At 72.7% G+C, this 26,462-nt stretch carries 22 protein-coding genes; 12 read left to right on the forward strand and 10 right to left on the reverse strand.

Features of this window, described 5'->3' with window-relative positions; genetic code table 11:
• Positions 1–7: 7 nt before the first annotated feature.
• A complete protein-coding gene (locus OG974_RS25355; RefSeq protein WP_327284976.1) occupies positions 8–511 on the forward strand; it encodes a DoxX family protein in 504 nt (167 codons plus the stop codon).
• On the opposite strand, the gene OG974_RS25360 is transcribed toward OG974_RS25355, so the two are convergent.
• Both OG974_RS25360 and OG974_RS25365 read right to left on the reverse strand, forming a co-directional pair.
• A complete protein-coding gene (locus tag OG974_RS25360; protein WP_327284977.1) occupies positions 457–681 on the reverse strand; it encodes a hypothetical protein in 225 nt (74 codons plus the stop codon). The two genes, OG974_RS25355 and OG974_RS25360, sit on opposite strands and share 55 nt — an antisense overlap.
• Positions 668–2,035 (reverse strand): PspC domain-containing protein, encoded by a 1,368-nt coding sequence (locus OG974_RS25365; RefSeq protein WP_327284978.1) that lies wholly within the window; start codon positions 2,033–2,035, stop codon positions 668–670. Before OG974_RS25365 ends, OG974_RS25360 begins: the two co-directional genes overlap by 14 nt.
• A gap of 131 nt (positions 2,036–2,166) precedes the next feature.
• Here OG974_RS25365 and OG974_RS25370 point away from each other — a divergent pair, with 131 nt between their 5' ends.
• The 3 genes from OG974_RS25370 to OG974_RS25380 all read left to right on the forward strand — a co-directional run bounded on the left by OG974_RS25370 (position 2,167) and on the right by OG974_RS25380 (position 5,359).
• Positions 2,167–3,462, forward strand: a complete 1,296-nt coding sequence (locus tag OG974_RS25370) for a PspC domain-containing protein (RefSeq protein ID WP_327284979.1) — start codon at positions 2,167–2,169, stop codon at positions 3,460–3,462.
• Positions 3,459–4,151 (forward strand): response regulator transcription factor, encoded by a 693-nt coding sequence (locus tag OG974_RS25375; RefSeq protein WP_327284980.1) that lies wholly within the window; start codon positions 3,459–3,461, stop codon positions 4,149–4,151. Before OG974_RS25370 ends, OG974_RS25375 begins: the two co-directional genes overlap by 4 nt.
• A gap of 95 nt (positions 4,152–4,246) precedes the next feature.
• A complete protein-coding gene (locus OG974_RS25380) occupies positions 4,247–5,359 on the forward strand; it encodes an alpha/beta hydrolase-fold protein (protein ID WP_327284981.1) in 1,113 nt (370 codons plus the stop codon).
• A gap of 39 nt (positions 5,360–5,398) precedes the next feature.
• Here OG974_RS25380 and OG974_RS25385 read toward each other — a convergent pair whose 3' ends face one another.
• The 3 genes from OG974_RS25385 to OG974_RS25395 form a co-directional block, all read right to left on the reverse strand.
• Positions 5,399–6,466, reverse strand: coding sequence for an NlpC/P60 family protein (locus OG974_RS25385; RefSeq protein WP_328763404.1), 1,068 nt, complete (start codon positions 6,464–6,466; stop codon positions 5,399–5,401).
• Between the two features lie 137 nt (positions 6,467–6,603).
• On the reverse strand, positions 6,604–6,957 hold the full coding sequence (locus OG974_RS25390; RefSeq protein ID WP_327284983.1) for a hypothetical protein: 354 nt from the start codon (positions 6,955–6,957) through the stop codon (positions 6,604–6,606).
• 26 nt (positions 6,958–6,983) lie between these two features.
• Positions 6,984–7,889, reverse strand: a complete 906-nt coding sequence (locus OG974_RS25395) for an alpha/beta fold hydrolase (RefSeq protein ID WP_371644557.1) — start codon at positions 7,887–7,889, stop codon at positions 6,984–6,986.
• A 131-nt stretch (positions 7,890–8,020) separates the two neighbouring features.
• Here OG974_RS25395 and OG974_RS25400 point away from each other — a divergent pair, with 131 nt between their 5' ends.
• Entirely contained in the window at positions 8,021–8,323 is a 303-nt protein-coding gene (locus OG974_RS25400) for a helix-turn-helix domain-containing protein (protein ID WP_327284985.1), read from the forward strand.
• Between the two features lie 91 nt (positions 8,324–8,414).
• The gene (pcrA, locus tag OG974_RS25405; RefSeq protein ID WP_371644559.1) at positions 8,415–10,928 is read left to right on the forward strand and encodes a DNA helicase PcrA; all 2,514 of its coding nucleotides are present in this window, start codon (positions 8,415–8,417) and stop codon (positions 10,926–10,928) included.
• A gap of 104 nt (positions 10,929–11,032) precedes the next feature.
• Here the strand turns inward: pcrA and OG974_RS25410 are convergent, their stop codons facing one another.
• Together OG974_RS25410 and OG974_RS25415 are read right to left on the reverse strand one after the other, a co-directional pair.
• Positions 11,033–12,715 (reverse strand): M23 family metallopeptidase, encoded by a 1,683-nt coding sequence (locus OG974_RS25410; RefSeq protein WP_371644561.1) that lies wholly within the window; start codon positions 12,713–12,715, stop codon positions 11,033–11,035.
• Between the two features lie 78 nt (positions 12,716–12,793).
• On the reverse strand, positions 12,794–13,585 hold the full coding sequence (locus OG974_RS25415) for an alpha/beta fold hydrolase (protein ID WP_327284988.1): 792 nt from the start codon (positions 13,583–13,585) through the stop codon (positions 12,794–12,796).
• A gap of 209 nt (positions 13,586–13,794) precedes the next feature.
• Between OG974_RS25415 and OG974_RS25420 the strand changes: the two genes are divergently transcribed.
• Positions 13,795–14,196: a cobalamin B12-binding domain-containing protein gene (locus OG974_RS25420; RefSeq protein WP_327284989.1), complete on the forward strand. Its 402-nt coding sequence runs from the start codon at positions 13,795–13,797 to the stop codon at positions 14,194–14,196.
• Between the two features lie 152 nt (positions 14,197–14,348).
• On the opposite strand, the gene OG974_RS25425 is transcribed toward OG974_RS25420, so the two are convergent.
• Both OG974_RS25425 and OG974_RS25430 read right to left on the reverse strand, forming a co-directional pair.
• Positions 14,349–15,956 carry a DUF5691 domain-containing protein gene (locus OG974_RS25425; RefSeq protein WP_371644563.1) on the reverse strand — a complete coding sequence of 536 codons (1,608 nt, stop codon included), beginning with the start codon at positions 15,954–15,956 and terminating at the stop codon, positions 14,349–14,351.
• Between the two features lie 190 nt (positions 15,957–16,146).
• Positions 16,147–17,487, reverse strand: a complete 1,341-nt coding sequence (locus OG974_RS25430; protein ID WP_327284991.1) for an SWIM zinc finger family protein — start codon at positions 17,485–17,487, stop codon at positions 16,147–16,149.
• Between the two features lie 134 nt (positions 17,488–17,621).
• Between OG974_RS25430 and OG974_RS25435 the strand changes: the two genes are divergently transcribed.
• The 5 genes from OG974_RS25435 (at position 17,622) to sucD (ending at position 24,713) form a co-directional block, all read left to right on the forward strand.
• Positions 17,622–18,728: an AAA family ATPase gene (locus tag OG974_RS25435; protein WP_327284992.1), complete on the forward strand. Its 1,107-nt coding sequence runs from the start codon at positions 17,622–17,624 to the stop codon at positions 18,726–18,728.
• Complete coding sequence (locus OG974_RS25440; RefSeq protein WP_371644565.1) at positions 18,725–21,010, forward strand: DUF5682 family protein; 2,286 nt, start codon at positions 18,725–18,727, stop codon at positions 21,008–21,010. Before OG974_RS25435 ends, OG974_RS25440 begins: the two co-directional genes overlap by 4 nt.
• Positions 21,011–21,191: 181 nt before the next feature.
• Positions 21,192–22,340, forward strand: a complete 1,149-nt coding sequence (locus OG974_RS25445; RefSeq protein ID WP_328763410.1) for a VWA domain-containing protein — start codon at positions 21,192–21,194, stop codon at positions 22,338–22,340.
• Between the two features lie 282 nt (positions 22,341–22,622).
• On the forward strand, positions 22,623–23,801 hold the full coding sequence (gene sucC, locus OG974_RS25450) for an ADP-forming succinate--CoA ligase subunit beta (protein ID WP_327284995.1): 1,179 nt from the start codon (positions 22,623–22,625) through the stop codon (positions 23,799–23,801).
• Between the two features lie 21 nt (positions 23,802–23,822).
• Positions 23,823–24,713 (forward strand): succinate--CoA ligase subunit alpha, encoded by an 891-nt coding sequence (gene sucD, locus OG974_RS25455; RefSeq protein WP_327284996.1) that lies wholly within the window; start codon positions 23,823–23,825, stop codon positions 24,711–24,713.
• An 87-nt stretch (positions 24,714–24,800) separates the two neighbouring features.
• On the opposite strand, the gene OG974_RS25460 is transcribed toward sucD, so the two are convergent.
• Positions 24,801–26,399, reverse strand: coding sequence for a helix-turn-helix domain-containing protein (locus tag OG974_RS25460; protein WP_327284997.1), 1,599 nt, complete (start codon positions 26,397–26,399; stop codon positions 24,801–24,803).
• Positions 26,400–26,462: the final 63 nt, after the last annotated feature.

Raw genomic sequence — 26,462 nt, forward strand, 5'->3', positions numbered from 1 at the left:
ATGGGGCGTGACCCGAACTGACGTCCCTTCCGCCGCCCGGCCCGGACTACGGGAACGGGCCGCCCGCTACGCCCTGCTGCCGCTGCGGATCTTCCTCGGCGTGACCTTCGTCTACGCGGGCCTGGACAAGCTGACCGACTCCGCGTTCCTGTCCGTCTCCGGCCCCGGCTCCATCGGCGAGCTGATGCACGGCGTGCGCGACACCTCCGCGATCCCCGCCCTGGTGGACTGGGCCCTGCTGTCGCCCGTCGGCTTCGCCGTGGTGCTGGCCATCGGTGAGCTCCTGGTCGGCCTGGGCGTCCTGGCCGGCCTGCTGACCCGGATCGCGGCCACCGGCGGAGCGCTGATCTCGCTCAGCCTGTGGCTCACGGTGTCCTGGCAGGTGTCCCCGTACTACTACGGCAACGACCTGATCTACCTGATGGCCTGGATCCCGATGATCCTGGCCGGTGCGCCCTACCTGTCGCTGGACTCGCTGATCCGGTCGCGCCGGTCCCGGCGGACCGCGTAGGTCACCAGCCCCACCAGCGCGGCAAGGCCGAGCCCGCCCATGGTCATCGGGATGACCAGGAACCACGGCAGGTCCGCCTCCCCGGTCGCATCGAGCAGGTACAGCACGCCCGCGGCGACCAAGACCAGGCCGGCCAGCAGCCGCCCGGGCTGGAACTCATGACGCCGCACGGGCCACCTCCACCTGTCCCACACCCGTGTCCAGGTGCAGCTCGATCGTCCCCCCGGCCTCGGTGCCGGCGGACGGCTTCAGCGTCACCTGCTGGGTTTCGCCACCGCTCTTGATGCGTACGTCCTGGCTGGTGTCCCCGGGCATCGCGATGTCGCCCAGCTTGACCGAGACATCGGCCTGCGCCGTGACCTCGCGGGGCAGGATCACCTTGAGCCGGCCCGCCTTCAGGTGGGCGCGTACGGGCAGCGTGCTGCCCTTCGGCACGTCCAGCCGGCTCAGGTCCAGCGTCGCCAGCCCCGTGCCCGCCGTGTACACGGGCTTCACATCGGCCACCGCGGCCGGCCGCCACTCCACGGCCTTCCAGTCGGTGCCGATCTCACGGGGCAGCGCGGAGGCGCCGGCCAGCAGCCCGGCGGTGATCATCGCGAGCAGGATGGTCCCGAAACCGGTGCGGCCCTTGACCGAGCTGAACGCCAGACCCAGACCGAAGACGGCCAGCGCCGAGGCCAGCCCGATCTGCAGCGCGTGCGAGAGGGTGCTGCCCTGCCAGACCGACGCGGTGGCGACGCCCCCGGCCAGCAGGGCCAGGACGAACACCCGGCCGCCGATGCCACCGCGCGGGACCGGCGTGGCAGCGGCCCGCCCGAACTCCGCCGCGACGCGACCGCTCCCGATGTTCCGGGCGGCGTTGGCGTCGGCGGAATCATCCGGCCCCCACAGGTACCCGGTGGTTCCGACGGGGCCGGTGGTGCCGTCCTTGACCAGCGGGTCCCGCCACCACGACGGACTGCCCGGCGCGGGCGGCGCCTGGGTCTCCGGCGGGCCCGGGCGGTGCGTCGCCTGCGGCTCCGCCTCGGGGGCGGCCGTGCTCCGGCGGCGCTGCGACCAGTACGAGGCGCCGCCGAGGGCCAGGACGGCCAGGACGGAGAACACGGCCAGTCCGCCGTTGTCCAGCATCGACAGGAACAGTGCGCAGCCGACCAGGGCCGCGAACACCGCGGCCAGGGTGGCACCCTCGACCCGGCCGGTCAGCAGCTTCTTCGCCTCGCTGTCCTCCTCGCCGTCCACCGGCACCAGCAGCCAGGCGAAGCCGTAGAAGATCAGGCCCACACCGCCGGTGATCGCGAGGACGCCGAGCACGATCCGGAAGATCACCGGATCCAGGTCGAAGTACCGGCCCAAACCGCCGCACACGCCCGCGAGGACCTTGTCGCGCTTGCTGCGGCGCAGCGACGGCCGGTCGGCGGCGCGATCGGTCGCGCGGTCGGCGGGCCGGTCCGCGGTGCGGCCGCCCGGCGGCGGCGGTGCCGCGCCGGCACCGGCCGGAGAGGGCGGGGAGTCGTGCTTGGTCATGGGTCCATGGTGACAACCCGCCGCACCGCGCGGCACCGGGCCCGACCCTGGCACAACCCTGATATCCCCCCGACAGAACTGGGGGGATGCCCTGATGCCGCACGCGCCGCGCGCATGTGACCATCAGTGACATGCCCGTCTCCGCCGCCCCCCGCCCCCCGCACACGGCAGATGCCGACGAACCGGTCCAGCGCAGGCTCTACCGCAGCGCCGACGGTCGGATGCTCGGCGGTGTAGCGCGCGGTCTCGCCGGGCACCTCGGGCTGCCCGTCGTCTGGGTCCGGCTCGCCTTCCTCGGCCTGTTCATGTGGGGCGACGGACTGGGCGTCCTGCTGTACGCCGCGTTCTGGGTCTTCGTACCGCTGGGGGTCGGCGGCCGCACCGGCCACCGCTCCTTCTTCGAGACCCTCTCCGACGGCACCCGCCGCCTGCGCAAACCCGACAAGGGGCAGATCACCGCGCTCATCGCCCTGTGCATCGGCGCCGGGATCTTCATCTCCAAGGTCCAGCTCGGCGGCACCTCCGGCCGGTACGTGTGGCCGACGCTGCTGGTCGGCGCCGGCGTGGTCCTCGTCTGGCGGCAGGCCGACAACGCCCGCCGCGCCCACTGGGGCGCGGCCGCCGGGCGCAACGCCCGCCTGCTCCAGCTGGCCCGCGGGTTCGCCGGGGTCGCGCTGGTCGGGGTGGGCCTGACCGTCTTCATCGTCGTACGCGGCTCCGCGGCGCAGCTCGGCAACGTACTGACCGCGGCCCTCGCCGTCCTCGTCGGCATAGCCCTGTTGGCCGGACCCTGGCTGATCCGGATGACCCAGGACCTCTCCGAGGAACGCCTGATGCGCATCCGCGCCCAGGAGCGCGCCGAGGTCGCCGCCCACGTACACGACTCGGTGCTGCACACCCTCACCCTGATCCAGCGCAACGCGGAGGACGTCGGCGAGGTGCGCCGCCTCGCCCGGGCGCAGGAGCGGGAGCTGCGGAACTGGCTGTACAAGCCAGAAGGCACCGGCAAGGACGAGGCGGAGGAACCCACCACCCTCGCGGAGGCCGTCAAGAAGACGGCGGCCGAGGTGGAGGACCACCACGGCGTCCCGATCGAGGTCGTCGTGGTCGGCGACTGCCCGCTCGACGAGAAGCTGGCCGCACAGATGCAGGCCGCGCGCGAGGCGATGGTCAACGCCGCCAAGTACGGTGGCGAGGGCGGGCCGGTGCAGGTGTACGCCGAGGTGGAGGGGCAGCAGGTGTTCGTTTCCGTACGGGACCGGGGGCCGGGCTTCGACATCGACGCGGTACCGGACGACCGCATGGGCGTACGAGAATCGATCATCGGCCGGATGCAGCGCAACGGCGGGACCGCACGGCTGCGGTCCGCGCCCGACGGCGGCACGGAAGTCGAGCTGGAGATGGAGAGGGCGGCGAACGCAGCATGACCGAAGAGACCGGCATCGGGGCAGTGGCCAGGCACGTTCGGGTGGTGCTCGTCGACGACCACCGGATGTTCCGTACGGGCGTGCAGGCCGAGATCGGCGAGACCGCCCGGACCGGGGTCGAAGTCGTCGGCGAGGCGGCCGATGTCGACCAGGCCGTCACCGTCATCACCGCCACCCGGCCCGAGGTGGTCCTGCTCGACGTGCACCTGCCCGGTGGCGGCGGTGTCGAGGTGCTGCGGCGCTGCGCCCCGCTGATGGCGGCGGCCGAGGACCAGGTGAGGTTCCTGGCCCTGTCGGTGTCGGACGCCGCCGAGGACGTCATCGGGGTCATCCGGGGCGGCGCGCGCGGGTACGTCACCAAGACCATCACCGGGACCGACCTGGTGGACTCGATCTTCCGGGTGCAGGAGGGGGACGCGGTGTTCTCGCCGCGGCTCGCGGGCTTCGTGCTCGACGCCTTCGCCTCGACGGACGCACCGCCGGTCGACGAGGACCTGGACCGCCTCACGCAGCGCGAGCGCGAGGTGCTGCGGCTGATCGCGCGCGGGTACGCGTACAAGGAGATCGCCAAGCAGCTCTTCATCTCGGTCAAGACCGTCGAATCGCACGTCTCGGCGGTGCTCCGCAAGCTCCAGCTCTCCAACCGTCACGAGCTGACCCGCTGGGCGACGGCGCGCCGCCTGGTCTGATCCCGGGCCGGGACGCCCGGACCTTTGGCCTGTGATTTACGCCGCAGCCACCGGCGGGAACCCGCGCGTACGACGCGGCCCTCTTGGGTTGCGTGATGAGCTTGACCGGGATTCCCCTTTTCGCGACGGCGATCGTCCTTACGGCGATCGCCGTCGTCCTGCCGCTGGTCGTGTGGAGCAAGGTGCGCGGCCCCGCCGTCGTACGGGTGTCGACCCGGGCCGTGATGCTGCTGTTCGCCCAGGTCACCGCCGTGGCCCTGGTGTTCATCGCGGTGAACCGGCAGGAGACCTTCTACAACTCCTGGGGCGATCTGCTCGGCACCGGCAAGTACGTCACCGCCGCCCCCGACCTCGGCCCGGACGGGCTCGGCGGCAAGAAGGCCGCGGAGGTCAAGGCCGAGCCGAAGGTGCACCAGGAGTTCCAGCCGGTCGAGGGCCTCGGCGGCCGGGTCAAGAAGACCGAGCTCGACGGCAAGATCTCCGGGGTCAAGGGCGACGTCATGGTGTGGCTGCCGCCGCAGTACGACGACCCGGCGTTCAAGGACAAGAAGTTCCCGGTGGTGGAGCTGATCCCCGGCATACCCGGGACGGGCAAGTCCTGGTTCCAGGGGCTCAAGGCGGCCGAGGTGCTGGAGCCGCTGATGAAGAGCGGCAAGGTGCAGCCGTTCATCCTGGTCTCGCCGCGCGCGATGCTGCTGGGCAACGGCGACACCGGCTGCGCGAACATCCCCGGCAAGGTCAACGCCGACAGCTGGTTCAGCGTCGACGTCCGCAAGATGGTCACCGACAACTTCCGGGCGTCGGACGAGGCCCGCACCTGGGGCGTCGCCGGGTACTCGGCGGGTGCGTACTGCGCCGCGAAGCTGGCGATCCTGCACCCCGACCGCTACAGCGCGGCCGTCTCCCTGTCCGGATACAACGACCCGGGCCAGGAGCCCACCTCGCTCGTCGCCCAGGACCCGGAGATGCGGCGCACCCACAACCTGAAGGCCCTGCTCAAGGCCGCGCCCGCGCCGCCGGCGGTGTCGCTGTGGATGTCGGGCGCCGAGCAGGACGGCTACCTGTCCGGCACGGACCTCAAGGGGATCGCGCAGAACCCCACCGCGGTGCACGCGGAGAAGGTCACCGGCGGCCACAACCTCGACTCGTGGTCGAAGCAGATCCCGCAGACCTTCGGCTGGCTGAGCACGCAGGTCAAGGCGCCGTAGGCCCGTCACGCCACCCGGCCCGTCACGCCACCCGGCCCGTCACGCCGGGCGGGAAGCGCCGGCCCAGGGCATGGAGTCGACGGGGGCCACCCGGACCGTGGACCCGGGCCGCGGGGCGTGGATCATCTGGCCGTTGCCGATGTAGAGGCCGACGTGGGTCACCCCGGAGTAGAAGAACACCAGGTCGCCGGGGGCCAGCTGGTCGCGGGAGACGCGCTGTCCCGCGTTGATCTGGGTGTAGGTGGTGCGGGGGAGGGAGACCCCGGCCGAGCGCCAGGCAGCCTGGGTCAGGCCGGAGCAGTCGAACGAGCCCGGTCCGGTCGCGCCCCAGACGTACGGTTTGCCGATCGCCCCGTACGCGAAGGCGACCGCACGGGCGGCGCGCGAGCCGTCCGAAGCCGGCGGGGCCGTGGTGCCCGGCCCGGCCGGGGCCGCACCCGCGGCGGACCCGGTCCCCCCGGCGGATCCGGCACCTGCGGCCTCGTAGGCGGCGCGCTCCTCGGCGGTGAGCTTGGCCAGCAGCTGCTTGGCGGTGCTGAGCTTGCCCTCGATGGTGGTCTTGGCCGCCGCGAGTTCGCCCTCGCGGGCGCGCAGGTCGGCGAGCCGGCCGGCGGCCTGCTCCTTGAGCTGTCCGACCTCGTCCAGTTGGTGCCGCACGGAGGAGATCTCGGCGGCGCTGCGGTCGCCGGTGCGGGTGAGGAACGAGGCCCGGGCCAGGTAGTCCTGCGGGTCCGCGGCCAGGGCCAGCTGCATGGCGGGTCCCAGGCCGCCGCTGCGGTACTGGCCGGCGGCCAGGGAGCCGAGCGCCCGGCGGGCGGTGTTGAGCCGGTCGGTCTTGCGGGCGGTCTCGTCGCGCAGGCCGTCGAGCGCGCGCTCGGCCTCGTCGGCCTTCTCCTTCGCCCCGTTGTACCGCTCGGTCGCCTCCTCGGCCTGCTCGTAGAGCCGGTCCACTTCCGCCTTCACCTGGGAGGGCGTCTGCTGGGGGTCGGCCTGCGAGGTGCCTTCGAAGGCGGTGGCGGTGGCAGCGCCCGCCAGGGCGAGCGTGGCGGCGGTGCGTACGGTGCCGCGGGAGAGCGGGCGCTGCCTGGGCTTTCGGTGACTGGCCACGAGGGCCTCACGTCCTTCCTCGCTCGGGAGCTCGGTGCTTGGAGGAGGACGCTAGACCGGGAGGTAACAGTCGGATGACGAGATGACCGCAAGTGTTCCGACCCGACCGGATGTGGCGGTTCCGGGTCGGTGCCGGGTCAGTGCCAGAGGACGGCGATGAAGATATTGACCACGGTCAGTCCGCCGACCGCGCCGAACAGAGCCTTGTCCACGTGTTCCTCGTCCCGCTTCACGTAGACGAGCGCGAGGATCACGAAGAGCACGGCGAGCTTCACGCCGATCTTGATGTTGTTGACGCTGCCGCCGTCCATCTCGCGGAAGCCGACCAGCAGGACGCCGGTGACGAGCATCGTCAGCGCACCGTGCAGCATCGCGGGCACGAAGCGGGCGGTGCCGGCGCTCATCGCCTTCATCTGGGTCAGGAAGCCGCCCAGGAGGGAGGCGATACCGATGATGTGCAGGCCCACGAAGACACTGATGAGTACGTCCATGGGGGCGAGCGTACGGGGGCTCCCGGTCAGCCCAGGAAGCGGGTCAGCTCCTCGACGACCACCTCCGGGCGCTCCTCCGGCAGGTAGTGCCCGCTGCCGTCGACGCGCACCACGCGGGTGTCGGTGCCCAGGGCCGGGACGGCGGCGACGAGGCTCTCGTAGTTGCTGTACTCGCCGCCGAGGGCCAGGATCGGCGCGGTCACCGGGGCGTACGTGGCCAGGTCGGCGATGTCCCGGGTGAAGGCCCGGTACCAGTCGTTGGCGGCGCGTACGGCCTCCGGCGCGTCGTAGGCGCGGGCGTACACCTCGCGGGCGTGCGCGTCGACCGAGGCGGGGTCGGCGGTGGCGTTCTCGAACAGCCAGTCCAGCAGGAGGTGGAAGCGGCCGGCGAGCAGCTGCTCGGGGAGCCCGTGGACCTGGTTGAAGGCGAACCACCACTTGTGGCGCTGCCCCTGCTGGGGGAGCAGGGTCATCCGGGCCCAGCTCTCCTCGGGGTGGGACACGTCCAGGAGGGCGATCTTCCGGGTCGCCCCGGGGTGGTTGGCGGCGTACGCGTAGGCCACCATCGCGCCGATGTCGTGGCCGACGAGGTGCGCGGAGTCGATGCCGAGCCGGCCGAGCAGCGCGTGGACGTCGCGGGCCAGGGTCTTCTTGTCGTAGCCGGCCGCGGGCTTGGCGGAGCCGCCCATGCCGCGCAGGTCGACGGCGATCACGCGGTAGCGGGCGGCCAGGGCGGGCAGCACCTTGCGCCACTGCCACCAGGTCTGCGGCCACCCGCCGAGCAGGACGAGCGGCTCGCCGCTGCCGCCCTGGACGTAGTGCAGCCGGGTGCCGTCGACGTCGACGTGGTGGCTGGTGAAGCCGCCGTCGAGGGAGGCGGCGAGGGTGGCGTCGTCGAAGGGGAAGGCCTGGGGAGCGGCGGTGCCGGGCACGGGGTGTCCTCACGGGGCGGGGGCGATGGGGCCCGACCGTACGAAGAATTCGAACGGTCAGGCAGTGTCGACTGTACGAGATCTTCGAATGGTCAGGCAAGGTCCGTACGAGATCTGCGTACAGTGAGGGCATGGCTGCCGCTGCTGAGCTGACCCACCCCTGCGCCGAGCACCTCGAACTCGCCGAGGTGCTCGCGGCCCTCGGCCACCCCGTCCGGCTGGAGATCGTCCGCAGGCTCGCCTCCGGCGCGGAGGCCTTCTGCGGCGAAGTGGTGCCCGACCTGCCCAGGTCGAGCGTCACCCACCACCTCAAGACGCTCCGCGAAGGCGGTGTGATCTGCCAGCGCCCGCAGGGCCGCAAGCTCTACCTCACGCTGCGCCGGGACGACCTGGAGCTGCGCTTCCCCGGCCTGCTGGAACTCGTCCTGCGGTGAGCCCGGGGTGAGGGGAGCCACAGGGGCGGGAGCAGCCGATTTTCCGCGGCCGGGGCCGGGTGTCCGTCCCGCCCCCTAGACTCGGAAAGCGATGAGCAGCCTCTTTGACGACAGCTTCCTGGCGGACCTCTCCCCCTCCGACGAGGTCCCTCCGCCGCCCGAGGACCACGCCGCACCGGAACCGGGTGCGGACGACCTCTTCGGGGGCCGGTTCGACGTACCCATGAGCGGGGACGCGTACTACCGGGACGGCGCCCCCAAGCCCGTCATCGACCCCGCGACGCTCCTGGACGGGCTCAACGAGCAGCAGGCCGCCGCCGTGGTGCACGCGGGCTCGCCGCTGCTCATCGTGGCCGGCGCCGGCTCCGGCAAGACCCGGGTGCTGACCCACCGCATCGGCCACCTGCTGGCCGCGCGGGGCGTCCACCCCGGCCAGATCCTGGCGATCACCTTCACCAACAAGGCCGCCGGTGAGATGAAGGAGCGCGTCGAGGGGCTGGTCGGCCCGCGCGCCAACGCCATGTGGGTCTCCACCTTCCACAGCGCGTGCGTGCGCATCCTGCGCCGCGAATCCAAGCGCCTCGGCTTCACCTCGTCGTTCTCGATCTACGACGCCGCCGACTCGAAGCGCCTGATGGCGCTCGTCTGCCGCGACCTGGACCTGGACCCGAAGAAGTTCCCGCCCAAGTCCTTCAACGCCAAGATCTCGAACCTCAAGAACGAGCTCATCGACGAGGACGCCTTCGCGGCACAGGCGGCCGACGGCTTCGAGAAGACCCTCGCCCAGGCGTACGCGATGTACCAGGGGCGGCTGCGCGAGGCCAACGCGCTCGACTTCGACGACATCATCATGACCACGGTGCACCTGCTCCAGGCGTTCCCGGACGTCGCCGAGCACTACCGGCGCCGCTTCCGTCACGTCCTCGTGGACGAGTACCAGGACACCAACCACGCCCAGTACACGCTGGTGCGCGAGCTCGTCGGCACCGGCTACCCGGACCTGCCGCCGGCCGAGCTGTGCGTGGTGGGTGACGCCGACCAGTCGATCTACGCCTTCCGCGGCGCGACCATCCGCAACATCCTCCAGTTCGAGGAGGACTACAAGGACGCGACGACGATCCTGCTGGAGCAGAACTACCGCTCCACGCAGACGATCCTCTCCGCCGCCAACGCGGTCATCGAACGCAACGAGAACCGCCGCGCCAAGAACCTGTGGACCCAGGCCGGCAGCGGCTCCGTCATCACCGGCTACGTCGCGGACACCGAGCACGACGAGGCGCAGTTCGTCGCCGATGAGATCGACCGGCTCACGGACGCGGGCGAAGCCAAGGCGGGCGACGTGGCGATCTTCTACCGGACGAACGCGCAGTCGCGCGTGTTCGAGGAGATCTTCATCCGGGTCGGCCTGCCCTACAAGGTCGTCGGTGGCGTCCGCTTCTACGAGCGCAAGGAGGTCCGGGACGTCCTCGCGTACCTGCGCGTCCTGGCGAACCCGGAGGACAACGTTCCGCTGCGCCGCATCCTGAACGTGCCGAAGCGCGGCATCGGCGAGCGCGCGGAAGCGATGATCGACGCCCTCGCCATGCGCGAGAAGATCACCTTCCCGCAGGCGCTGCGACGCGTGGACGAGGCCTTCGGCATGGCCGCCCGCTCGACCAACGCCGTGAAGCGGTTCAACGTGCTGATGGAGGAACTCCGCACGATCGTCGAATCGGGCGCGGGCCCGGCGGTGGTGCTGGAAGCGGTGCTGGAGCGCACGGGCTACCTCGCCGAGCTCCAGGCCTCGACCGACCCGCAGGACGAGACGCGGATCGAGAACCTCCAGGAACTCGCGGCCGTGGCCCTGGAATTCGAACAGGCCCGGGGCGAAGACGCCGCGACGCCGGCGGCAGCCGCCACGGGCGGGACCCTCGCCGAGTTCCTGGAACAGGTCGCACTCGTCGCCGACTCCGACCAGATCCCCGACGAGGACGAGGACGGCTCGGGCGTCATCACGCTGATGACCCTGCACACCGCCAAGGGCCTGGAGTTCCCGGTGGTCTTCCTGACCGGCATGGAGGACGGGGTCTTCCCGCACATGCGGGCGCTGGGCCAGACCAAGGAGCTGGAGGAGGAGCGCCGCCTCGCCTACGTCGGCATCACGCGGGCGCGCGAGCGGCTGTACCTGACCCGCTCGTCGATGCGCAGTGCGTGGGGCACCCCTTCCTACAACCCGCCGTCGCGGTTCCTCGAAGAGATCCCGGCGGAGTACCTCCAGTGGAAGCGCACGGGCGCGGCCCAGAGGCCGGCGGGCCCGATGCGGGGCTCCGGCTCGGGGTCCGGGTACGGATCCGGGACGGGGAAGGCGACCTTCGGGACCTCGCCGGAGGCGTTCCTGTCCTCGTCGCGTACGAAGTCGGGGCCGTCCGGGTTCGCGACGCGCCGGGCCAACGACAAGCCGGTCATCGCGCTGGCGGTCGGGGACCGGGTCACGCACGACCAGTTCGGGCTGGGCACGGTCATGGAGGTCAGGGGAGCCGGCGCGGACGCGCAGGCCACCGTCGACTTCGGGGACGACAAGCCGAAGCGCCTGCTGCTGCGCTACGCGCCGGTGCAGAAGCTGTAACGGCTCCGCCGGGCCCGGGCCGGTGCGGTCCGGGCCGATGTGGCTGAGGCTGATGTGGCTCTGGCTGATGGGGCCCGGGCCGATGTGGTTCGGCCGGGGCGGTCTTAGCTCGGGTCCAGGCCGTGGCTACGGAGCCACGGCAGCGGGTCGATCGCCGAGCCGCCGCCGGGCCGGACCTCGAAGTGCAGGTGCGGACCGGTGGAGTTGCCGGAGTTGCCGGAGTAGGCGATGACGTCGCCCGCCTTGACCTTGCCGGACCGGAGCTTGGTGCTGCTGAGGTGGCAGTACCACGTCTCGGTGCCGTCGGGCGAGGTCACTATGGCCATGTTGCCGTAGGCGCTGTTCCACTGCGTGCGCACGGTGCCGTCGGTGGCGGACATGACCGGGGTGCCGTAGGAGACCGGGAAGTCGATGCCGGTGTGCACCGACATCCACATGCCGCCGGCCTGGCCGAACGTGGCGCTCAGGCCGTGCTGTTCGACCGGGATCGCGAACTTGGGGCGGGCCGCCTCCTTGGCCGCTTCCTCCTCCGCCTTCTTCTTCTTCTCGTCTTCCTGGCGCTGACGCAGGTCGATGCGCTCCTGCGTGCGGCTCGCGCGGTCCGCGAAGTCGCCGGCGTCGGCGCTGAGCGCCGTCAGCTGGGTGTCGAGCTTGCTGTTCGCCGCGACCGGCTTCACCGAGGCCGGGTCGGGCGCGGCCATCGTGGTGGTGTCCTCGGCGGGCTTGTCCACGCCGGTGAGTCCGCCGACGGAGGCGGCCGCGACACCCGCGACGCCCATCACGCAGGCGGACGGTACGGCCACGGTCAGCAAGGCGGAACGCTTCGCCGGGGAGCGGCGCCGGCTGTTGCCTCCGCTGGAGGGGGCCGTTGCCGCCGACTTCGTCTTGGCGCCGGCGCGGCGCGAGGCGCGGGGCGCGGGTGCGTCGGCCGGGGTGAGCGGCATGGCCTGGGTGGGCAGGTCGTGCACCGGGTCGGCCGCGGCGTCGGCATCGAGGTCGAGGTCGAGGTCGAAGTCGTGCTCGTGGTCGTGGCCGAGTTCCGGCTCGGGGCCCTCGTCGCCGAGGACTTCGAAGACGGCGGTCTCGCTGTAGGCGTCGGCGGCGGGAGCGGCCGGTGCCTCGTAGGAGTAGGTCGTGTCGTGGTGCGTCTGCTGCTGGGCCTGCTGCTGGTACTCGTACTGGTAGTCGTACGAGAAGGTCTGCGTCTGCTGTTCGTGCTGCGGGACGGCGTTCCAGGCGGTGGCGTCGTACGCGCCGGTCTCGGTGCCGGTGGTGCCGTAGCCCGGCACCGCCCACTGGCCGGTCTGCCCGGGCTGCTCGTAGTCGAACCCGGTGGCCTGGTAGTCCGTGCCGCCCTGCTGGTTCCAGGCGCTCGCGTCCCACTGTCCGGTGCCGGTGTCCTCGCAGACGCCGCCCTGGGCGGGGATGCTCGACAGGTAGCCGCCGTCCTGCGCGTAACTGTCCTGCGCGGACCAGGCGGTGGTGTCGTACGCGCCGGTCTCGTACGAGGCGTAGGAGGCGTAGTCGTACCCCTGGCCCTGCGTTTCGTAGGAAACGTATGTCGAGTCACCAGCGAAAGTGGTGTTGGAAAGGCCTTCGTACCCGGAATCGGGGTACAGGCCCGACGAGGGGCGGTCGTTCACCAACTTCTCTTTCGCCTCGGCAGTGGGGGGCCTGGGTGGCCAAGGAACTTGAGGTTCCCTGGGGAGAGCAGTGGCGTGACTGTACCCGGCGGTTACTGGCAACGACAATCTTCCAGGGGTTTCCGGCTTTCCGGAACCGGGCATTCGGCCGTCTTTCGGTCGCAGCAAGGCCGAGCCTTGGCCTTGAGTTCGAAATCCGTTCGAGTTTCGATCGGTTGGTGTTCACGCGACGGAAGCGGCGTCCTCCAGGCCTTCGACGGCGGCCGGGCCGGTCCTGTCCAGTGCGCGTCGGACCGCTGCCGTCACGGCCGGATGTGCGGGTAGTGCGAGATGTCCGATGCCCGTGACCTGCACGTTCTCCACGAGGAGGTCCGGATGCTCGATACGGGCCGTCTCGGTCGGGTCCATCAGTTCGTCGAACTCGCTCCAGAACGCCACGCATCGGGTGCGGCAGCCGGGCGCGGGCGCCCGCAGCTCGGCCAGCACCTCGGAATCCGGGCGCATCTGCCGGACCAGCGGATGCGCGTCCATGAAGGGGGCGACCCGCGTACCGGAATGCGGAGTGCCGAGCGTGACGAGCGTGCGGACGCGGGCGTCACCGCCGAGGCGCTGGACGTAGTACCGCCCGACCAGCCCGCCCAGACTGTGCCCGACCAGGTCCACCCGCTCCTGCCCCGTGCGCTCGCACAGCTCCTCGACGCGCCGGGCGAGGTGGCGGGCGGTGACGCGCAGGTCGCGGGTGAAGGGGGAGTAGTTGTACGTCTCCACCTGCCGCCGGCCGCCCGCGGCGAGGGTGCGGCGCAGCAGGACGAACACGGACCGGTTGTCCGTGAACCCGTGCAGCAGGAGCACCGGCGTCTGCCCGAGGCGTTTTGCGGCGGTTGCGGGCGGCTTTTCCTGACGTATCCCGGTCGGGTACAGCAGTAGGTGCCCGCCGAGGACCACCGCCTCCAACACTCCGGCCCGCAGCGCGGCCCCGGACACGGACACGGGTACGGGTATGGACACCCCCATCGACGGCCTCCCCTAAGCCTTTTGGGACTGCGGTCGGCCGCGCCACCGTGCCGTGCGGCTGTCGGTACGGTGGCGCGCGCCCCCCGGTTCGGCTCCCCATGGCGGTGAATCAACGCCGTCCCACGTGTGATTTCCCCCTCGTGGTTGACCGTGAAACGGGGGTGTGCGCGATGCTGTACTTAACGTTCGTTCACTCGGGAGGCAGTGCGATGGGTGTGACCGGTCCGATCCGTGTGGTGGTGGCCAAGCCGGGTCTCGACGGCCACGACCGCGGGGCCAAAGTGATCGCGCGTGCGCTGCGGGACGCGGGCATGGAGGTCATCTACACGGGCCTCCACCAGACTCCCGAGCAGATCGTGGACACCGCGATCCAGGAGGACGCCGACGCGATCGGCCTCTCGATCCTTTCGGGCGCCCACAACACGCTGTTCGTGCGCGTCCTGGAACTGCTGAAGGAGCGCGAGGCGGAGGACATCAAGGTCTTCGGCGGCGGCATCATCCCGGAGGACGACATCGCCCCCCTGAAGGCGAAGGGCGTGGCCGAGATCTTCACCCCGGGCGCGACGACGACGTCGATCGTGGACTGGGTCCGCGCCCACGTCCGCCAGTAGCCTGCGCCGCTCACCCGACGGGCGACCCGACGCCCCGCGAACCCGACCGTGCGTGTCGGTGCGGTGGGGCGGCGCGGCGCCGGCCCCCGCCGGGCGGCGGAGATCCGCGCCGGACCGGGCCCGCGACCGCGGGCCGGTGGGACGCCGCGGGGTCAGGGCCCGGGCGGGGTCAGTTCCCCGAGCATGGTGGCGCGGAGGCGGAGCGTGGCGACCAGGCGTTGGAAGGCCTCGGCCCAATACGCCGCCGCGCCCGCAGACGTGTCCGGCGGGCCGTCCGAAGTCGCCGTCAAGGACTCCAGGAGGTCGGCTTCCGCGGGATCCAGGCAGCGTTCCGCCAGGCCCATCACTCCGCTGAAGCTCCACGGGTAGCTGCCCGCTTCCCGCGCCGCGTCCAGGGCGTCCACCACCGCCCGCCCCAGCGTCCCCGCCCACGGCACCACGCACACGCCGAGCAGCTGGAAGGCCTCCGAAAGGCCGTGGGCCCGTATGAACTCCGCGACCCACTGCGCCCGTTGCCCGTCCGGCAGGATGGACAGCAGCTTCGCCCGCTCCGCGAGCGACGCCGTGCCCGGGGCCGTCGCGGGAGGCGACGACGCCGAGCCGAGCAGGGCCTTCGACCACTGCGGATCGCGCTGGCGGACCGCCGCCCGGCACCACGCCGCGTGCAGCTCCTCCCGCCAGCTCTCGCCCCCGGCCACCGGCAGCGCCACGATCTCCGCCGGGCCGAGCCCCCCGAACCGCTCCCCCCAACAGGACAGCGGAGCCGCCTCCACCAGCTGGCCCAGCCACCAGGCCCGTTCCCCGCGCCCGGCGGGCGGCCGCTCGACCACCCCGTCGCGGAGCATCCCCGCATCGCACTCGGCCGGCGGAGTCACCCCCTCCGGCCCGACGCAGGCCCGTGCCCGCTCGGCCATCCGCCGGGCCAGCGCCGACTGCGGCAGTGCGGACAGCAGCTCGGCGGCCGTCGCCCGGACGTTGCGGCTCCGGTCACCCAGGGCCGCTTCCAGGAACGGCTCGTCCCCTTCCGTCAGCCCCACCCGCAGTGAGTCGAGGAACATCAGCCGGTCCTCGGCCCGCTCCGCGGCCCAGGTCGTGGACAGCAGCCGTGTCGCGGCCGCCGCCTCGTGCACCCGTACGGTCCCCAGCAGGGCCACGCGTTCCGCGAACAGTCCCTCCTGCCACAGCCGTTCCACCCCGGCCCCGTCCTCGGGGTCGGGGAGCTCCCCGCCGCCCGCCCCGCCGCGCAGGGCGAACCGCCAGTCCGGATTCAGCCTGGCCAGCCACAGGCCCCGCGCCCCGGCCAGGGCCAGCGCCTGTGCCCGCAGGTCCGTCCTGGCCCGGGCCGCGTCCAGCAGCGCCGGCACGAGCGCGGCCGGCGCCCGGTAGCCGTGCCGGCCGGCGGCGGCCAGCCACTGCGGCAGCAGCTCCGTCAGGTCCGGGGCCGCCCCGCGCCGCCCGCCGCCGCTGCCCGCGCCGGTCCGGCCGGCCAGCAGCTGTGCGAGACGCCTCCGGGCCGGCTCCGGCGGAGCCGGGCGCGGATCCCGTGGTGCGGGATCCGGCCGCGGACCCGCCGGGGCGGGCCGCAGCCCCGCCCGGCGCCGTACGGTCTGCACGGCCGCCGCATCGAGCAGCGCCGACGGGTCGCCCTGGCGCCGCCCCGTGCCCAGCAGTGCGGCGGCGACCAGCTCCTCCCACTCCCCGTGACCCGTGTTCGTGTCCCTGTTGGTGTCCGTGTCCGTGTCCGTCGTCTTCGCCGTCACCGCGCCCCTCCTTCTCTTGCGGTAGTGCTCCGGTCCCGCCCCCTCCGCGGGACCGGAGCAGCTCTCGTCCCCCTTGCCCGACCCTTCAGCTTGCGTGGTTGTCGTTCACAAAAGCCCCCCGGCTTCGTCGTTCGTGCACGTCGGCGCCCCCGCGCAGACGTTCCCTCCCCTACGGGACCCCCCGGTCCCTTCACCCCAGGGCGACCGGTTCCGGGCAGCCCGGCTGCCAGGCCGTCAACGGGGTGAATCCGCGGTGTCCGCATTCGCCGAACACCGTGACCGGCCCGCCGCCCGAGAGCGCGGCCAGCTGCCACAAACCGGACCGCGATGCGCCGCCCGAGAGCGCGACCGGCAGCGCGGAGGTGCCCTCCGCATCCGCCAGTTGCCAGCCCAGCTCCCCCGGTATCGGGATCACCGGGCCCAGCACCACGGGCCACGAGTCCAGCCACGGGTCCTCCCGCAGCGCCGCCCCGTACGCCTCCAGTGCCGCCCCCGTACTGATCCCGGCGGGAGGCTGGTCGTTCGCCGCGGCCGGCGCGGCCCTCTCCCCGAGATCCGCCCGCAGCCCCGCCGTACCCGGCCGGAAGCGAGCCTCCGCCTCCAGCACCAATCCCACGGGAAGTGCCAGCCCCGGCGGCCGCCCGGGCGGGCCGAAGTCCAGCACCAGGGCCGGGCGCCCGCTCCCCAGCCCGCGCAGCCACGTCCGGCGGGTGGTGAGCCTGCCGTCCGGTGACACCGAGTCGTACTGGGCCAGCACCAGCCAGCGGTCCCGTACGACCTCCCCCTCCGCGGCGGAACCCGGAAGCCCCACCCTGCTCCGGACCGTCGCGGCGAGCGGCTGCGGCAGGCCTGCCAACCCGAGCCAACCCCGGTTCAGCAGGTGCAGCAGCGCGCCCTCCTCCAGCATCCGGGCGGGCCATCCGGGACCGCAACTGGGTATCGTCCCCAACTCCCGCACCCGCGCCGCGAGTCCCGGCGCCTGGGCGTCGACCATCCGCGCGGCGGTCTCCTCCCAGGGCGCGTACCCCGCCTGCTGCTGACCGGCCAGGCCCCCGCGCAGCACGTCCTCCAGCCGCTGTTCCAGCTCGGTGACGCCGGCGCTGATCCGGGCCGCCCTCCGTTCGGCCCGGATCTTCGCCGCCCCCTCGTCCGCCGGACCCTCCGCCGCGGAGGCCGCACGCGCGGCCTTCGCCGCCCGCCCCGCCTGCCATTCGGCGGCCCAGTCCGGCGCCCCGCCGCGCTCGCCGAACCCCTCGGCCGACCGGAGCAGGAGCAGCCCGAGCGCGTGCTTGCACGGGAACTTCCGGCTCGGACAGGAGCAGTTGTACGCCGGGCCCGTCAGGTCCACGACCGTCCGGTACGGCGTACTGCCGCTGCCCTTGCACACCCCCCACACCAAACCGGAAGCGGAATCTCCGGTCTGTGACCACGGACCCGCCCCGCCCAGCTTGGCCCCCGCCGTGCGTGATGCAACGTCAGGAGCCAGAGCCAGTACCTGTTCCGCTGTCCAGCGGACCCCCTGCTCAGTCATGTGTTCCACCGTAGAGACCCCCACTGACAATCGCTCTGACCTGCAACAACCCTGCGGGAGAGGGTCGTTGTCAGTGGCGTGGTGCACGGTTGTTCCAACAGTCGGAAGCGGCTGTCGAGCGTTGGAGGGGGACCATGACCATGCCCGAGAACGGCACGGGCGCCGAGGTGCTGCGACCGCACGCCGAAGACGCCTTCGCGGACGAACTGAAAGCCCTCGCGGCCACCGACGACCGGCCCCGGCCGACGCGTTGGAAGCTCTCCCCGTGGGCCGTCGCGACGTACCTCCTGGGCGGCACCCTCGCCGACGGCACGGTCATCACGCCCAAGTACGTCGGCCCGCGCCGCATCGTCGAGGTCGCCGTCACCACCCTCGCCACCGACCGCGCCCTGCTCCTGCTCGGCGTCCCCGGCACCGCCAAGACCTGGGTGTCAGAGCACCTGGCCGCCGCCGTCAGCGGAGACTCCACCCTCCTCGTCCAGGGCACCGCCGGCACCCCCGAGGAGGCGATCCGGTACGGCTGGAACTACGCCCGCCTCCTCTCCCAGGGCCCCAGCCGCGAGGCCCTCGTACCGAGCCCCGTCATGCGCGCCATGGCCGAGGGCTCGACCGCCCGCGTCGAGGAGCTCACCCGCATCCCGGCCGACGTCCAGGACACCCTCATCACCGTCCTGTCCGAGAAGACGCTGCCCATACCCGAGCTCGGCCAGGAGGTGCAGGCCGTGCGCGGCTTCAACCTCATCGCCACCGCCAACGACCGCGACCGCGGGGTCAACGAACTGTCCAGCGCGCTGCGCCGCCGCTTCAACACGGTCGTCCTGCCGCTGCCCGCCACCGCCGACGCCGAGGTCGACATCGTCGCCCGCCGCGTCGACCAGATGGGCCGCGCGCTCGACCTGCCCGCCGCGCCCGAGGGCCTGGAGGAGATCCGCCGCGTCGTCACCGTCTTCCGCGAGCTGCGCGACGGGGTCACCGGCGACGGCCGTACGAAGGTGAAGTCGCCGAGCGGCACGCTGTCCACCGCCGAGGCCATCTCCGTCGTCACGGGCGGCCTCGCGCTCGCCGCCCATTTCGGGGACGGCGTCCTGCGCCCGTCCGACGTGGCCGCCGGAATCCTCGGCGCCGTGGTCCGCGACCCGGCCGCCGACGGGATCGTCTGGCAGGAGTACCTCGAAACCGTGGTGCGCGAGCGGGACGGCTGGAAGGACTTCTACCGCGCCTGCCGGGAGGTGACGGCATGAGCGGCCCGACCGCCGGGCGGCGGGGGCCGCTGCTGCTGGGCGTACGGCACCACGGGCCGGGCTCGGCCCGCGCCGTGCGAGCCGCCCTCGACGCGACCCGCCCGGCGGCCGTGCTGATCGAGGGCCCGCCCGAGGGGGACGCGCTGCTCCCGCTGGCCGCCGACCCCGGGATGCGGCCACCCGTCGCCCTGCTCGCGCACGCCGCCGACGATCCGGGACGGGCCGCGTTCTGGCCGCTGGCCGCGTTCTCGCCCGAGTGGGTCGCCGTCCGCTGGGCGCAGGAGCAGGACGAACCGGTTCCGGTGCGGTTCATCGACCTCCCGGCCGCGCACACGCTGGCCGCGCGGGCCGACCCGGAAGAGGCGGACGGGACGGACGCGACGGACGCGACGGACTCCGTACGGCTCGACCCCCTCGCGGTGCTCGCAGAGACCGCCGGGTACGACGACCCCGAGCGCTGGTGGGAGGACGTGGTCGAGCACCGCGGCGCCGCCCCGCAGGATCCCCTCGCCGCGTTCGAGGCGCTCGGGGAGGCCATGGGGGCCCTGCGCGAGGCGTACGGGGACGGCGGCCGGCCCCGGGACCGGGTGCGCGAGGCGTACATGCGCCAGCGCATGCGGGCCGCCCGTCGGGAGTTCGGCGACGCGTACGCCGTGGTGTGCGGGGCCTGGCACGTGCCGGCGCTGCGCGCGAAGACCACGGCCGCCGCGGACAAGGCGCTGCTGACCGGGCTCCCCAAGGTCAAGGTGGAGACCACCTGGGTCCCGTGGACCCACCGGCGGCTCGCCCGGGCCGGCGGGTACGGCGCGGGCATCACCTCGCCCGGCTGGTACGCGCACCTCTTCGCGGCCCGCGACCGGCCGGTGGAGCGGTGGCTGACCCGGGTCGCCGGGCTGCTGCGGGAGGAGGACCTACAGGTCTCCCCGGCGCACGTCATCGAGGCGGTCCGGCTGGCCGGGACCCTGGCCGCGGTACGGGGGCGGCCGGCGGCCGGACTGACGGAAACCCTCGAAGCGGCACGGGCGGTGATGTGTGACGGCTCCGACGTCCCGCTCGCGCTCGTGGAGGACCGGCTGGTCGTCGGCGACGTGCTCGGCGAGGTCCCCGACGGGGCGCCCGCCGTCCCCCTGCAACGGGACCTGACCCGGCAGCGGCGCTCACTGCGGCTCAAGGCCGAGGCGCAGGACCGCGAGCTGGAACTCGACCTGCGCAAGGACACCGACGCGGCCAAGTCCCGACTGCTGCACCGGCTGCGGCTGCTCGGCATCGACTGGGGCACGCCGGCCGCCTCGCGGGGAAGCACCGGGACGTTCCGCGAGACGTGGCGGCTCTGCTGGGAGCCGGAGCTGTCGGTGAGGGTCGCCGAGGCCGGCATCTGGGGCACCACCGTCGTCGCCGCCGCCACCGCGAAGGCCGAGGCGGACGCGGCCGGGGCGGCCGAGCTCGGCGAGGTGACGGCGCTGGCCGAGCGGTGCCTGTTGGCCGGGCTGTCCGGGGCGCTGCCCGCCGTACTGCGGGCGCTGTCCGACATGGCCGCGATGGACGCCGATGTGGCGCGGCTCGCCAAGGCCCTGCCGGCGCTGGCCCGTTCGTTGCGGTACGGAGACGTACGGGGGACCGACGCGGCGGCGCTGAGGACGGTCGCGGGCGGGCTCGCGGAGCGGATATGCGTGGCGTTGCCGCCGGCCTGCGCGGCGGGCCTGGACGCGGACGCGGCCGGCGAGATGCGGGGCCGTGTGGACGGGGTGCACGGCGCGATCGGCCTCCTCGACGAGAACGGGCTGCGGGAGCGCTGGGCGGCGGTGCTGGGGGCGCTGGCCGGCCGGGACACCGTGCCGGGGGTCATCCGCGGCCGCGCGGCCCGGCTGCTCCTGGACGAGGGGCGGCTGACGGCGGAGGAAACGGCGCGGCTGATGGGACTCGCTCTTTCCCCGGCGGCCGCCCCGGCCGATGCGGCGGGTTGGATCGAGGGCTTCGCGGGCGCAGGCTCGGGCGGCGGCACGCTGCTGGTCCACGACGAGCGGCTGCTGGGGCTGATCGACGCGTGGCTGGTCGGAGTGCCGGAGGGGGCGTTCATCGATGTACTGCCGCTGCTGCGGCGGACGTTCGGGGCGTACGAGGCGGGCGTCAAGCGGAGCCTGGGGGAGCTGGTGCGCCGCGGGCCGTCGGCGAAGCCGGCGCCGGGTGCGGCTCCCGAGGGCTTCGCCCCCACCCTGGACCCCGTCCGGGCCGACGCGGTGCTGCCGGTCCTGGCCCTCCTCCTCCCCGCCGCACCGGGATGACTCCGGGGGCGGGTCCGGGGGCGGCGCCGTTGCGCGAGCGTTCCCGGCTGCGCCGGGCTCCGGGGTTGCGCCCAGGGTCCTGGGCCCCAAACGCAGGCGGGCTGGTTCGGGCCGGCGGGATGGATACGGGTACGCGCCGGCGGCGGAAGCCGGTGGCACGGTTGGCAGGAGGGACGGGGAGATGAGCGGGACCGGGATTTCGGACAACGGCGGGGCCGCCGCACAGGAGCGGGGGCGGCGGTGGCGGATGGTGCTCGGCGGGGACGGGGACGGGACCGGGTTCGTGCCGGGTGGGCGGGACGCCGGGATGGATGCCGCGCTCACCGCGCTGTACGGCGGCTCCGGCCCCCGCAGCGGCGGGCTCGGCGGGTCCGCGCCGAACGTGGCCCGCTGGCTCGGGGACATCCGTACGTACTTCCCCGCTTCCGTCGTGCAGGTCATGCAGCGGGACGCCATCGAGCGGCTCGGCCTGTCCTCCCTGCTCCTTGAGCCGGAGATGCTGGAGGCCGTCGAGCCCGACGTGCACCTCGTCGGCACGCTCCTCTCCCTCAACAAGGCCATGCCGGAGACGACGCGCGAGAGCGCCCGCGCCGTGGTCCGCGCCGTGGTCGAGCAGTTGGAGAAGCGGCTCGCGTCCCGCACCCGCGCCACCCTCACCGGCGCCCTCGACCGTTCCGCCCGGACCAGCCGCCCCCGGCACGCGGACATCGACTGGGACCGGACCATCCGGGCGAATCTGAAGAACTACCTGCCCGAGTACCAGACCGTCGTCCCCGAGCGGCTCATCGGCCACGGCCGGGCGGCGCAGTCGGTCAAGAAGGAGGTGGTCCTGTGCATCGACCAGTCGGGGTCGATGGCGGCCTCCGTCGTCTACGCGTCCGTCTTCGGCGCGGTGCTCGCCTCGATGCGGTCGATCGCGACGCGGCTCGTCGTGTTCGACACGGCCGTCGTCGACCTGACGGATCAGCTCGACGATCCGGTCGACGTCCTGTTCGGTACGCAGCTCGGCGGCGGCACCGACATCAACCGCGCCCTCGCCTACTGTCAGTCGAAGATCACCCGCCCTGCCGACACCGTCGTGGTCCTGATCAGTGATCTCTACGAGGGCGGCATACGCAACGAGATGCTCGCCCGGGTCGCGGCGATGAAGGCGTCGGGCGTCGAGTTCGTCACCCTGCTCGCCCTGTCCGACGAGGGCGCTCCCGCGTACGACCACGAGCACGCCGCGGCCCTCGCGGCACTGGGCGCTCCTGCCTTCGCCTGCACCCCCGACCTGTTCCCGGACGTGATGGCCGCGGCCCTGGAGAGGCGCCCCCTGCCCACCCCGTGACCGGCCCTCCCGGCCACCCCCGGTCGGTGCCGTCCCGGCTGGCGGATCACACGAATTTCCAGTTCAAGCGTGAGGCGATCTGTGACAGGTATCACCGCTCAGGTGTGATCTGCGATTTAGGGACGCAGGTCCCACGGGGATAACCTGCGGGACGGACATGCCGCGTCCACGGTCACCGTGTGCGCCTCCCTAGTGACAGCGCCGTCACGTTGCCCTCCGCGGCACGCCCACGCAGACAACCGCGAATCACTGCGAATCTTTGAAGACAAGGGACGGACGCGCGTGGACCTGTTCGAGTACCAGGCGAGGGACCTCTTCGCCAAGCACGGTGTACCGGTGCTGGCCGGTGAAGTCATCGACACGCCTGAGGCGGCTCGCGAGGCCACCGAGCGGCTGGGCGGCAAGTCGGTCGTCAAGGCGCAGGTGAAGGTCGGCGGCCGCGGCAAGGCCGGCGGCGTCAAGCTCGCCGCCACCCCGGACGAGGCCGTCGCCCGTGCGACGGACATCCTGGGCATGGACATCAAGGGCCACACGGTCCACAAGGTGATGATCGCCGAGACCGCTCCCGAGATCCTTGAGGAGTACTACGTCTCGTACCTCCTCGACCGCACCAACCGCACCTTCCTGGCCATGGCCTCGGTCGCGGGCGGCATGGACATCGAGGAGGTCGCCGCGACGACCCCCGAGAAGCTCGCCAAGGTCCCGGTGAACGCCAACGAGGGCGTGACCATCGAGAAGGCCCGCGAGATCGTCGCGCTGGCGCAGTTCCCGGCCGAGGTCGCCGAGAAGGTCGCCGAGGTCCTCGTGACCCTGTGGCAGACCTTCATCGCCGAGGACGCGCTCCTCGTCGAGGTCAACCCGCTCGCGAAGGTCGCCTCCGGCGACGTCATCGCCCTCGACGGCAAGGTCTCGCTCGACGAGAACGCCGAGTTCCGTCAGCCGGGCCACGAGGAGTTCGTCGACCACGCGGCCGCGAACCCGCTTGAGGCCGCCGCCAAGGCGAAGAACCTCAACTACGTGAAGCTCGACGGCGAGGTCGGCATCATCGGCAACGGCGCGGGTCTCGTCATGAGCACCCTCGACGTCGTCGCGTACGCCGGTGAGAACCACGGCGGCGTCAAGCCCGCCAACTTCCTGGACATCGGCGGTGGCGCCTCCGCCGCCGTCATGGCCAACGGCCTTGAGATCATCCTCGGCGACCCGGACGTCAAGTCCGTCTTCGTCAACGTCTTCGGTGGCATCACCGCGTGTGACGAGGTCGCCAACGGCATCGTCCAGGCGCTGGAGCTGCTGAAGGAGAAGGGCGAAGAGGTCACCAAGCCGCTCGTCGTCCGTCTCGACGGCAACAACGCCGAGCTGGGTCGCAAGATCCTCTCGGACGCCAACCACCCGCTGGTCCAGCGCGTGGACACCATGGACGGTGCGGCCGACAAGGCCGCCGAGCTCGCGGCTGCGAAGTAAGGGCAGAGGTCACAGACTCACATGGCTATCTTCCTCAACAAGGACAGCAAGGTCATCGTCCAGGGCATGACCGGTGCCACGGGCATGAAGCACACCAAGCTGATGCTGGCTGACGGCACCAACATCGTCGGCGGCGTGAACCCGCGCAAGGCCGGCACCACCGTCGACTTCGACGGCACCGAGGTCCCGGTCTTCGGCTCGGTTGCCGAGGCGATGAAGGAGACGGGCGCCAACGTCTCCGTCCTCTTCGTCCCGCCGGCGTTCGCCAAGGCCGCGGTCGTCGAGGCCATCGACGCCGAGATCCCGCTGGCCGTCGTCATCACCGAGGGCATCGCGGTGCACGACTCCGCCGCCTTCTGGGCGTACGCGACCGCCAAGGGCAACAAGACCCGGATCATCGGCCCGAACTGCCCGGGTCTGATCACCCCCGGCCAGTCCAACGCCGGCATCATCCCGGGCGACATCACCAAGCCCGGCAAGATCGGTCTCGTGTCCAAGTCCGGCACGCTGACCTACCAGATGATGTACGAGCTCCGTGACCTCGGCTTCTCCTCCGCCGTCGGCATCGGTGGCGACCCGGTCATCGGCACCACGCACATCGACGCCCTCGCGGCGTTCGAGGCGGACCCGGAGACCGAGCTCATCGTCATGATCGGCGAGATCGGCGGCGACGCCGAGGAGCGTGCGGCGGACTTCATCGCGAAGAACGTCACCAAGCCGGTCGTCGGCTACGTCGCGGGCTTCACCGCCCCCGAGGGCAAGACCATGGGCCACGCCGGCGCCATCGTCTCCGGCTCCTCCGGCACCGCGCAGGCCAAGAAGGAGGCCCTTGAGGCCGCCGGCGTCAAGGTCGGCAAGACGCCGACCGAGACGGCCAAGCTCGCGCGCGAGATCCTGAACGCCGCGAAGTAACGCTTGCCGTTGCCGTAGGTGCGTGTACGGGCGTGGCCCGCATCCCGAGGGATGCGGGCCACGCCCGTTTTCCGTGGGCGCCTGCGGCTATCCGAGGCTGGGGGCGAGCCGGTTCGGCTTGTGCGCCGGGTGTGCGCGCAGCTTGGCGTGGAGCTGCCGGGTCTCCTCGGTGAGCCGTTGGGGGCCGCTGAGCGGGGGGACCCCCGAGACGCTCGCGCCGGGCGCGACGGGGGGCTCGTACTGCCGGGGCGCGGTCACGGTGGTGTACGCGGTCGCGACGGCGATCACGGCCGTCAGACCGAGGAACGCCCGGGTCCACCGCGTGGCACGCTGCTCGGCGGCCATCCGGACGGCGGCCGCGGGGCGGGGTTCCAGCCGGACGGCCGGTGTGACCGAGCCGAGCCGCTCGCGCAGCACCGCGGACTCCTTCCCGGGCGGTGCGGCGGCCAGTTCCGGGATGCGGTCGGCGAGGGCGGCGTGTGCGTGCAGGAGGCGGTTGCCGGCGGTGGGGGTGCTGGCCTCCGTCTCGGCGGCGGTGTCGGGCAGGTCGAGGCCGACGCCGTCATAGAGCAGCACGGTACGGCGGTGGGCCGCGGGCAGCGCCAGCATGGCGTCCATCAGGATGCGGTCGGCGGGGTCGGCGGGGGCCTTGTCGGGGTGCTTGTGGGCGCGGCGGAACCGGTGCCAGGGGGAGAGGGCGTACTCGTACACGGCTGCGCGCACCCAGCCGACCGGGTCGGGATCGACGGCCACCTCGGGCCACCGGGCCCAGGCCTGCTGGAACGCCTGCTCCACGGCCTCGTGGGAGAGGCGGCGCCGGCCGGTGAGCAGGTACGCCTGCCGGGTGAGGGCGGGGGCGGCGTAGTCGTACATCGCATCGAACACTTCCCGCGGCCCGGGCGGCCGTTCGGGCCCGGGAGGGGCCGGTACGGACTCCACCGGATCGGGGGCGGCCCCCTCCGGGTCGGAGGCGGGGTCGGAGGCGGGGTCGGAGGCGGAGGCGGGGGCCGCGGGGGCGGGGGCCGGCTCCGGGCCGTACGGGGTGGCGGGCACCGGCGCCCGGTCCGGTAGGGCCAGGGCGTGCGGGAGGTCCGGGAGGCGGACGGGCGACCAGGAGGTTCCGGGGCCGGGCGTGCCGATGCCGCCGGCGGTGGCGTTGGCGGTGAGCTCGGCCCCTCGCCGGGGCGCGGCCGGCCCGGCGAGGGGCGGCGACAGGGGCTGCTGCCCGTGCCCGCCCATGCCGAAGGGGCGGTAGGCCCCCGCCCTCCACAACGCCGCCGCGTCGGGTCCGGCCGATGACGTGGCGTCAGCCATCGCCGGACCCGGCGCGGCGGCGGGTTCTGCCGCGGGCTCGGCCCCGGGACCCTGAGGCGGCGTCACGGCGGGGGCCGGGCCCAGGCCCAGGGCCGGAGTCGGAGTCGGAGTCGGGTCCGGGGTCGGGTCCGGGGTCGGGCCCGGGGCGGCGGCCGCGACCGGGGGCTGGGGTTCGAGGGAGGCCAGGAAAAGGGCGTAAGCCTCGCGTTTGCGGCCCCGGGGGCCGGTGCGTCCCGATTCCCAGGAGCGGACCGTGGTCACCGTCACGCCCACCGCCGTCGCGACGTCCTCGTACGTCAGGTCCGCCGCCTCGCGCAGTCTGCGACGTTCCTCGGGCGAGGGGAGCCTCGGCTCCTCGACGCTTGCTGTCATGTCACACTCCCCGTGACCTGCCGACAGACATGGGCGTAAAAGTACATAAAACGTATATTGGGC

It is taken from the genome of Streptomyces sp. NBC_00597, assembly GCF_041431095.1.
Taxonomy (GTDB): Bacteria; Actinomycetota; Actinomycetes; order Streptomycetales; family Streptomycetaceae; genus Streptomyces.

What these genes read in the sequence shown, in the direction of transcription:
- OG974_RS25420 (WP_327284989.1), top strand. Translation starts at nt 13,795, where the DNA reads ATGGGTGTGACCGGTCCGATCCGTGTGGTGGTGGCCAAGCCGGGTCTC.
- OG974_RS25445 (WP_328763410.1), top strand. Translation starts at nt 21,192, where the DNA reads ATGAGCGGGACCGGGATTTCGGACAACGGCGGGGCCGCCGCACAGGAG.
- OG974_RS25435 (WP_327284992.1), top strand. Translation starts at nt 17,622, where the DNA reads ATGACCATGCCCGAGAACGGCACGGGCGCCGAGGTGCTGCGACCGCAC.
- sucD (WP_327284996.1), top strand. Translation starts at nt 23,823, where the DNA reads ATGGCTATCTTCCTCAACAAGGACAGCAAGGTCATCGTCCAGGGCATG.
- OG974_RS25380 (WP_327284981.1), top strand. Translation starts at nt 4,247, where the DNA reads ATGAGCTTGACCGGGATTCCCCTTTTCGCGACGGCGATCGTCCTTACG.
- OG974_RS25410 (WP_371644561.1), bottom strand. Translation starts at nt 12,715, where the DNA reads ATGCCCGGTTCCGGAAAGCCGGAAACCCCTGGAAGATTGTCGTTGCCA.
- OG974_RS25365 (WP_327284978.1), bottom strand. Translation starts at nt 2,035, where the DNA reads ATGACCAAGCACGACTCCCCGCCCTCTCCGGCCGGTGCCGGCGCGGCA.
- OG974_RS25390 (WP_327284983.1), bottom strand. Translation starts at nt 6,957, where the DNA reads ATGGACGTACTCATCAGTGTCTTCGTGGGCCTGCACATCATCGGTATC.
- OG974_RS25440 (WP_371644565.1), top strand. Translation starts at nt 18,725, where the DNA reads ATGAGCGGCCCGACCGCCGGGCGGCGGGGGCCGCTGCTGCTGGGCGTA.
- OG974_RS25370 (WP_327284979.1), top strand. Translation starts at nt 2,167, where the DNA reads ATGCCCGTCTCCGCCGCCCCCCGCCCCCCGCACACGGCAGATGCCGAC.
- pcrA (WP_371644559.1), top strand. Translation starts at nt 8,415, where the DNA reads ATGAGCAGCCTCTTTGACGACAGCTTCCTGGCGGACCTCTCCCCCTCC.
- OG974_RS25430 (WP_327284991.1), bottom strand. Translation starts at nt 17,487, where the DNA reads ATGACTGAGCAGGGGGTCCGCTGGACAGCGGAACAGGTACTGGCTCTG.
- OG974_RS25375 (WP_327284980.1), top strand. Translation starts at nt 3,459, where the DNA reads ATGACCGAAGAGACCGGCATCGGGGCAGTGGCCAGGCACGTTCGGGTG.
- OG974_RS25460 (WP_327284997.1), bottom strand. Translation starts at nt 26,399, where the DNA reads ATGACAGCAAGCGTCGAGGAGCCGAGGCTCCCCTCGCCCGAGGAACGT.
- OG974_RS25400 (WP_327284985.1), top strand. Translation starts at nt 8,021, where the DNA reads ATGGCTGCCGCTGCTGAGCTGACCCACCCCTGCGCCGAGCACCTCGAA.
- OG974_RS25415 (WP_327284988.1), bottom strand. Translation starts at nt 13,585, where the DNA reads ATGGGGGTGTCCATACCCGTACCCGTGTCCGTGTCCGGGGCCGCGCTG.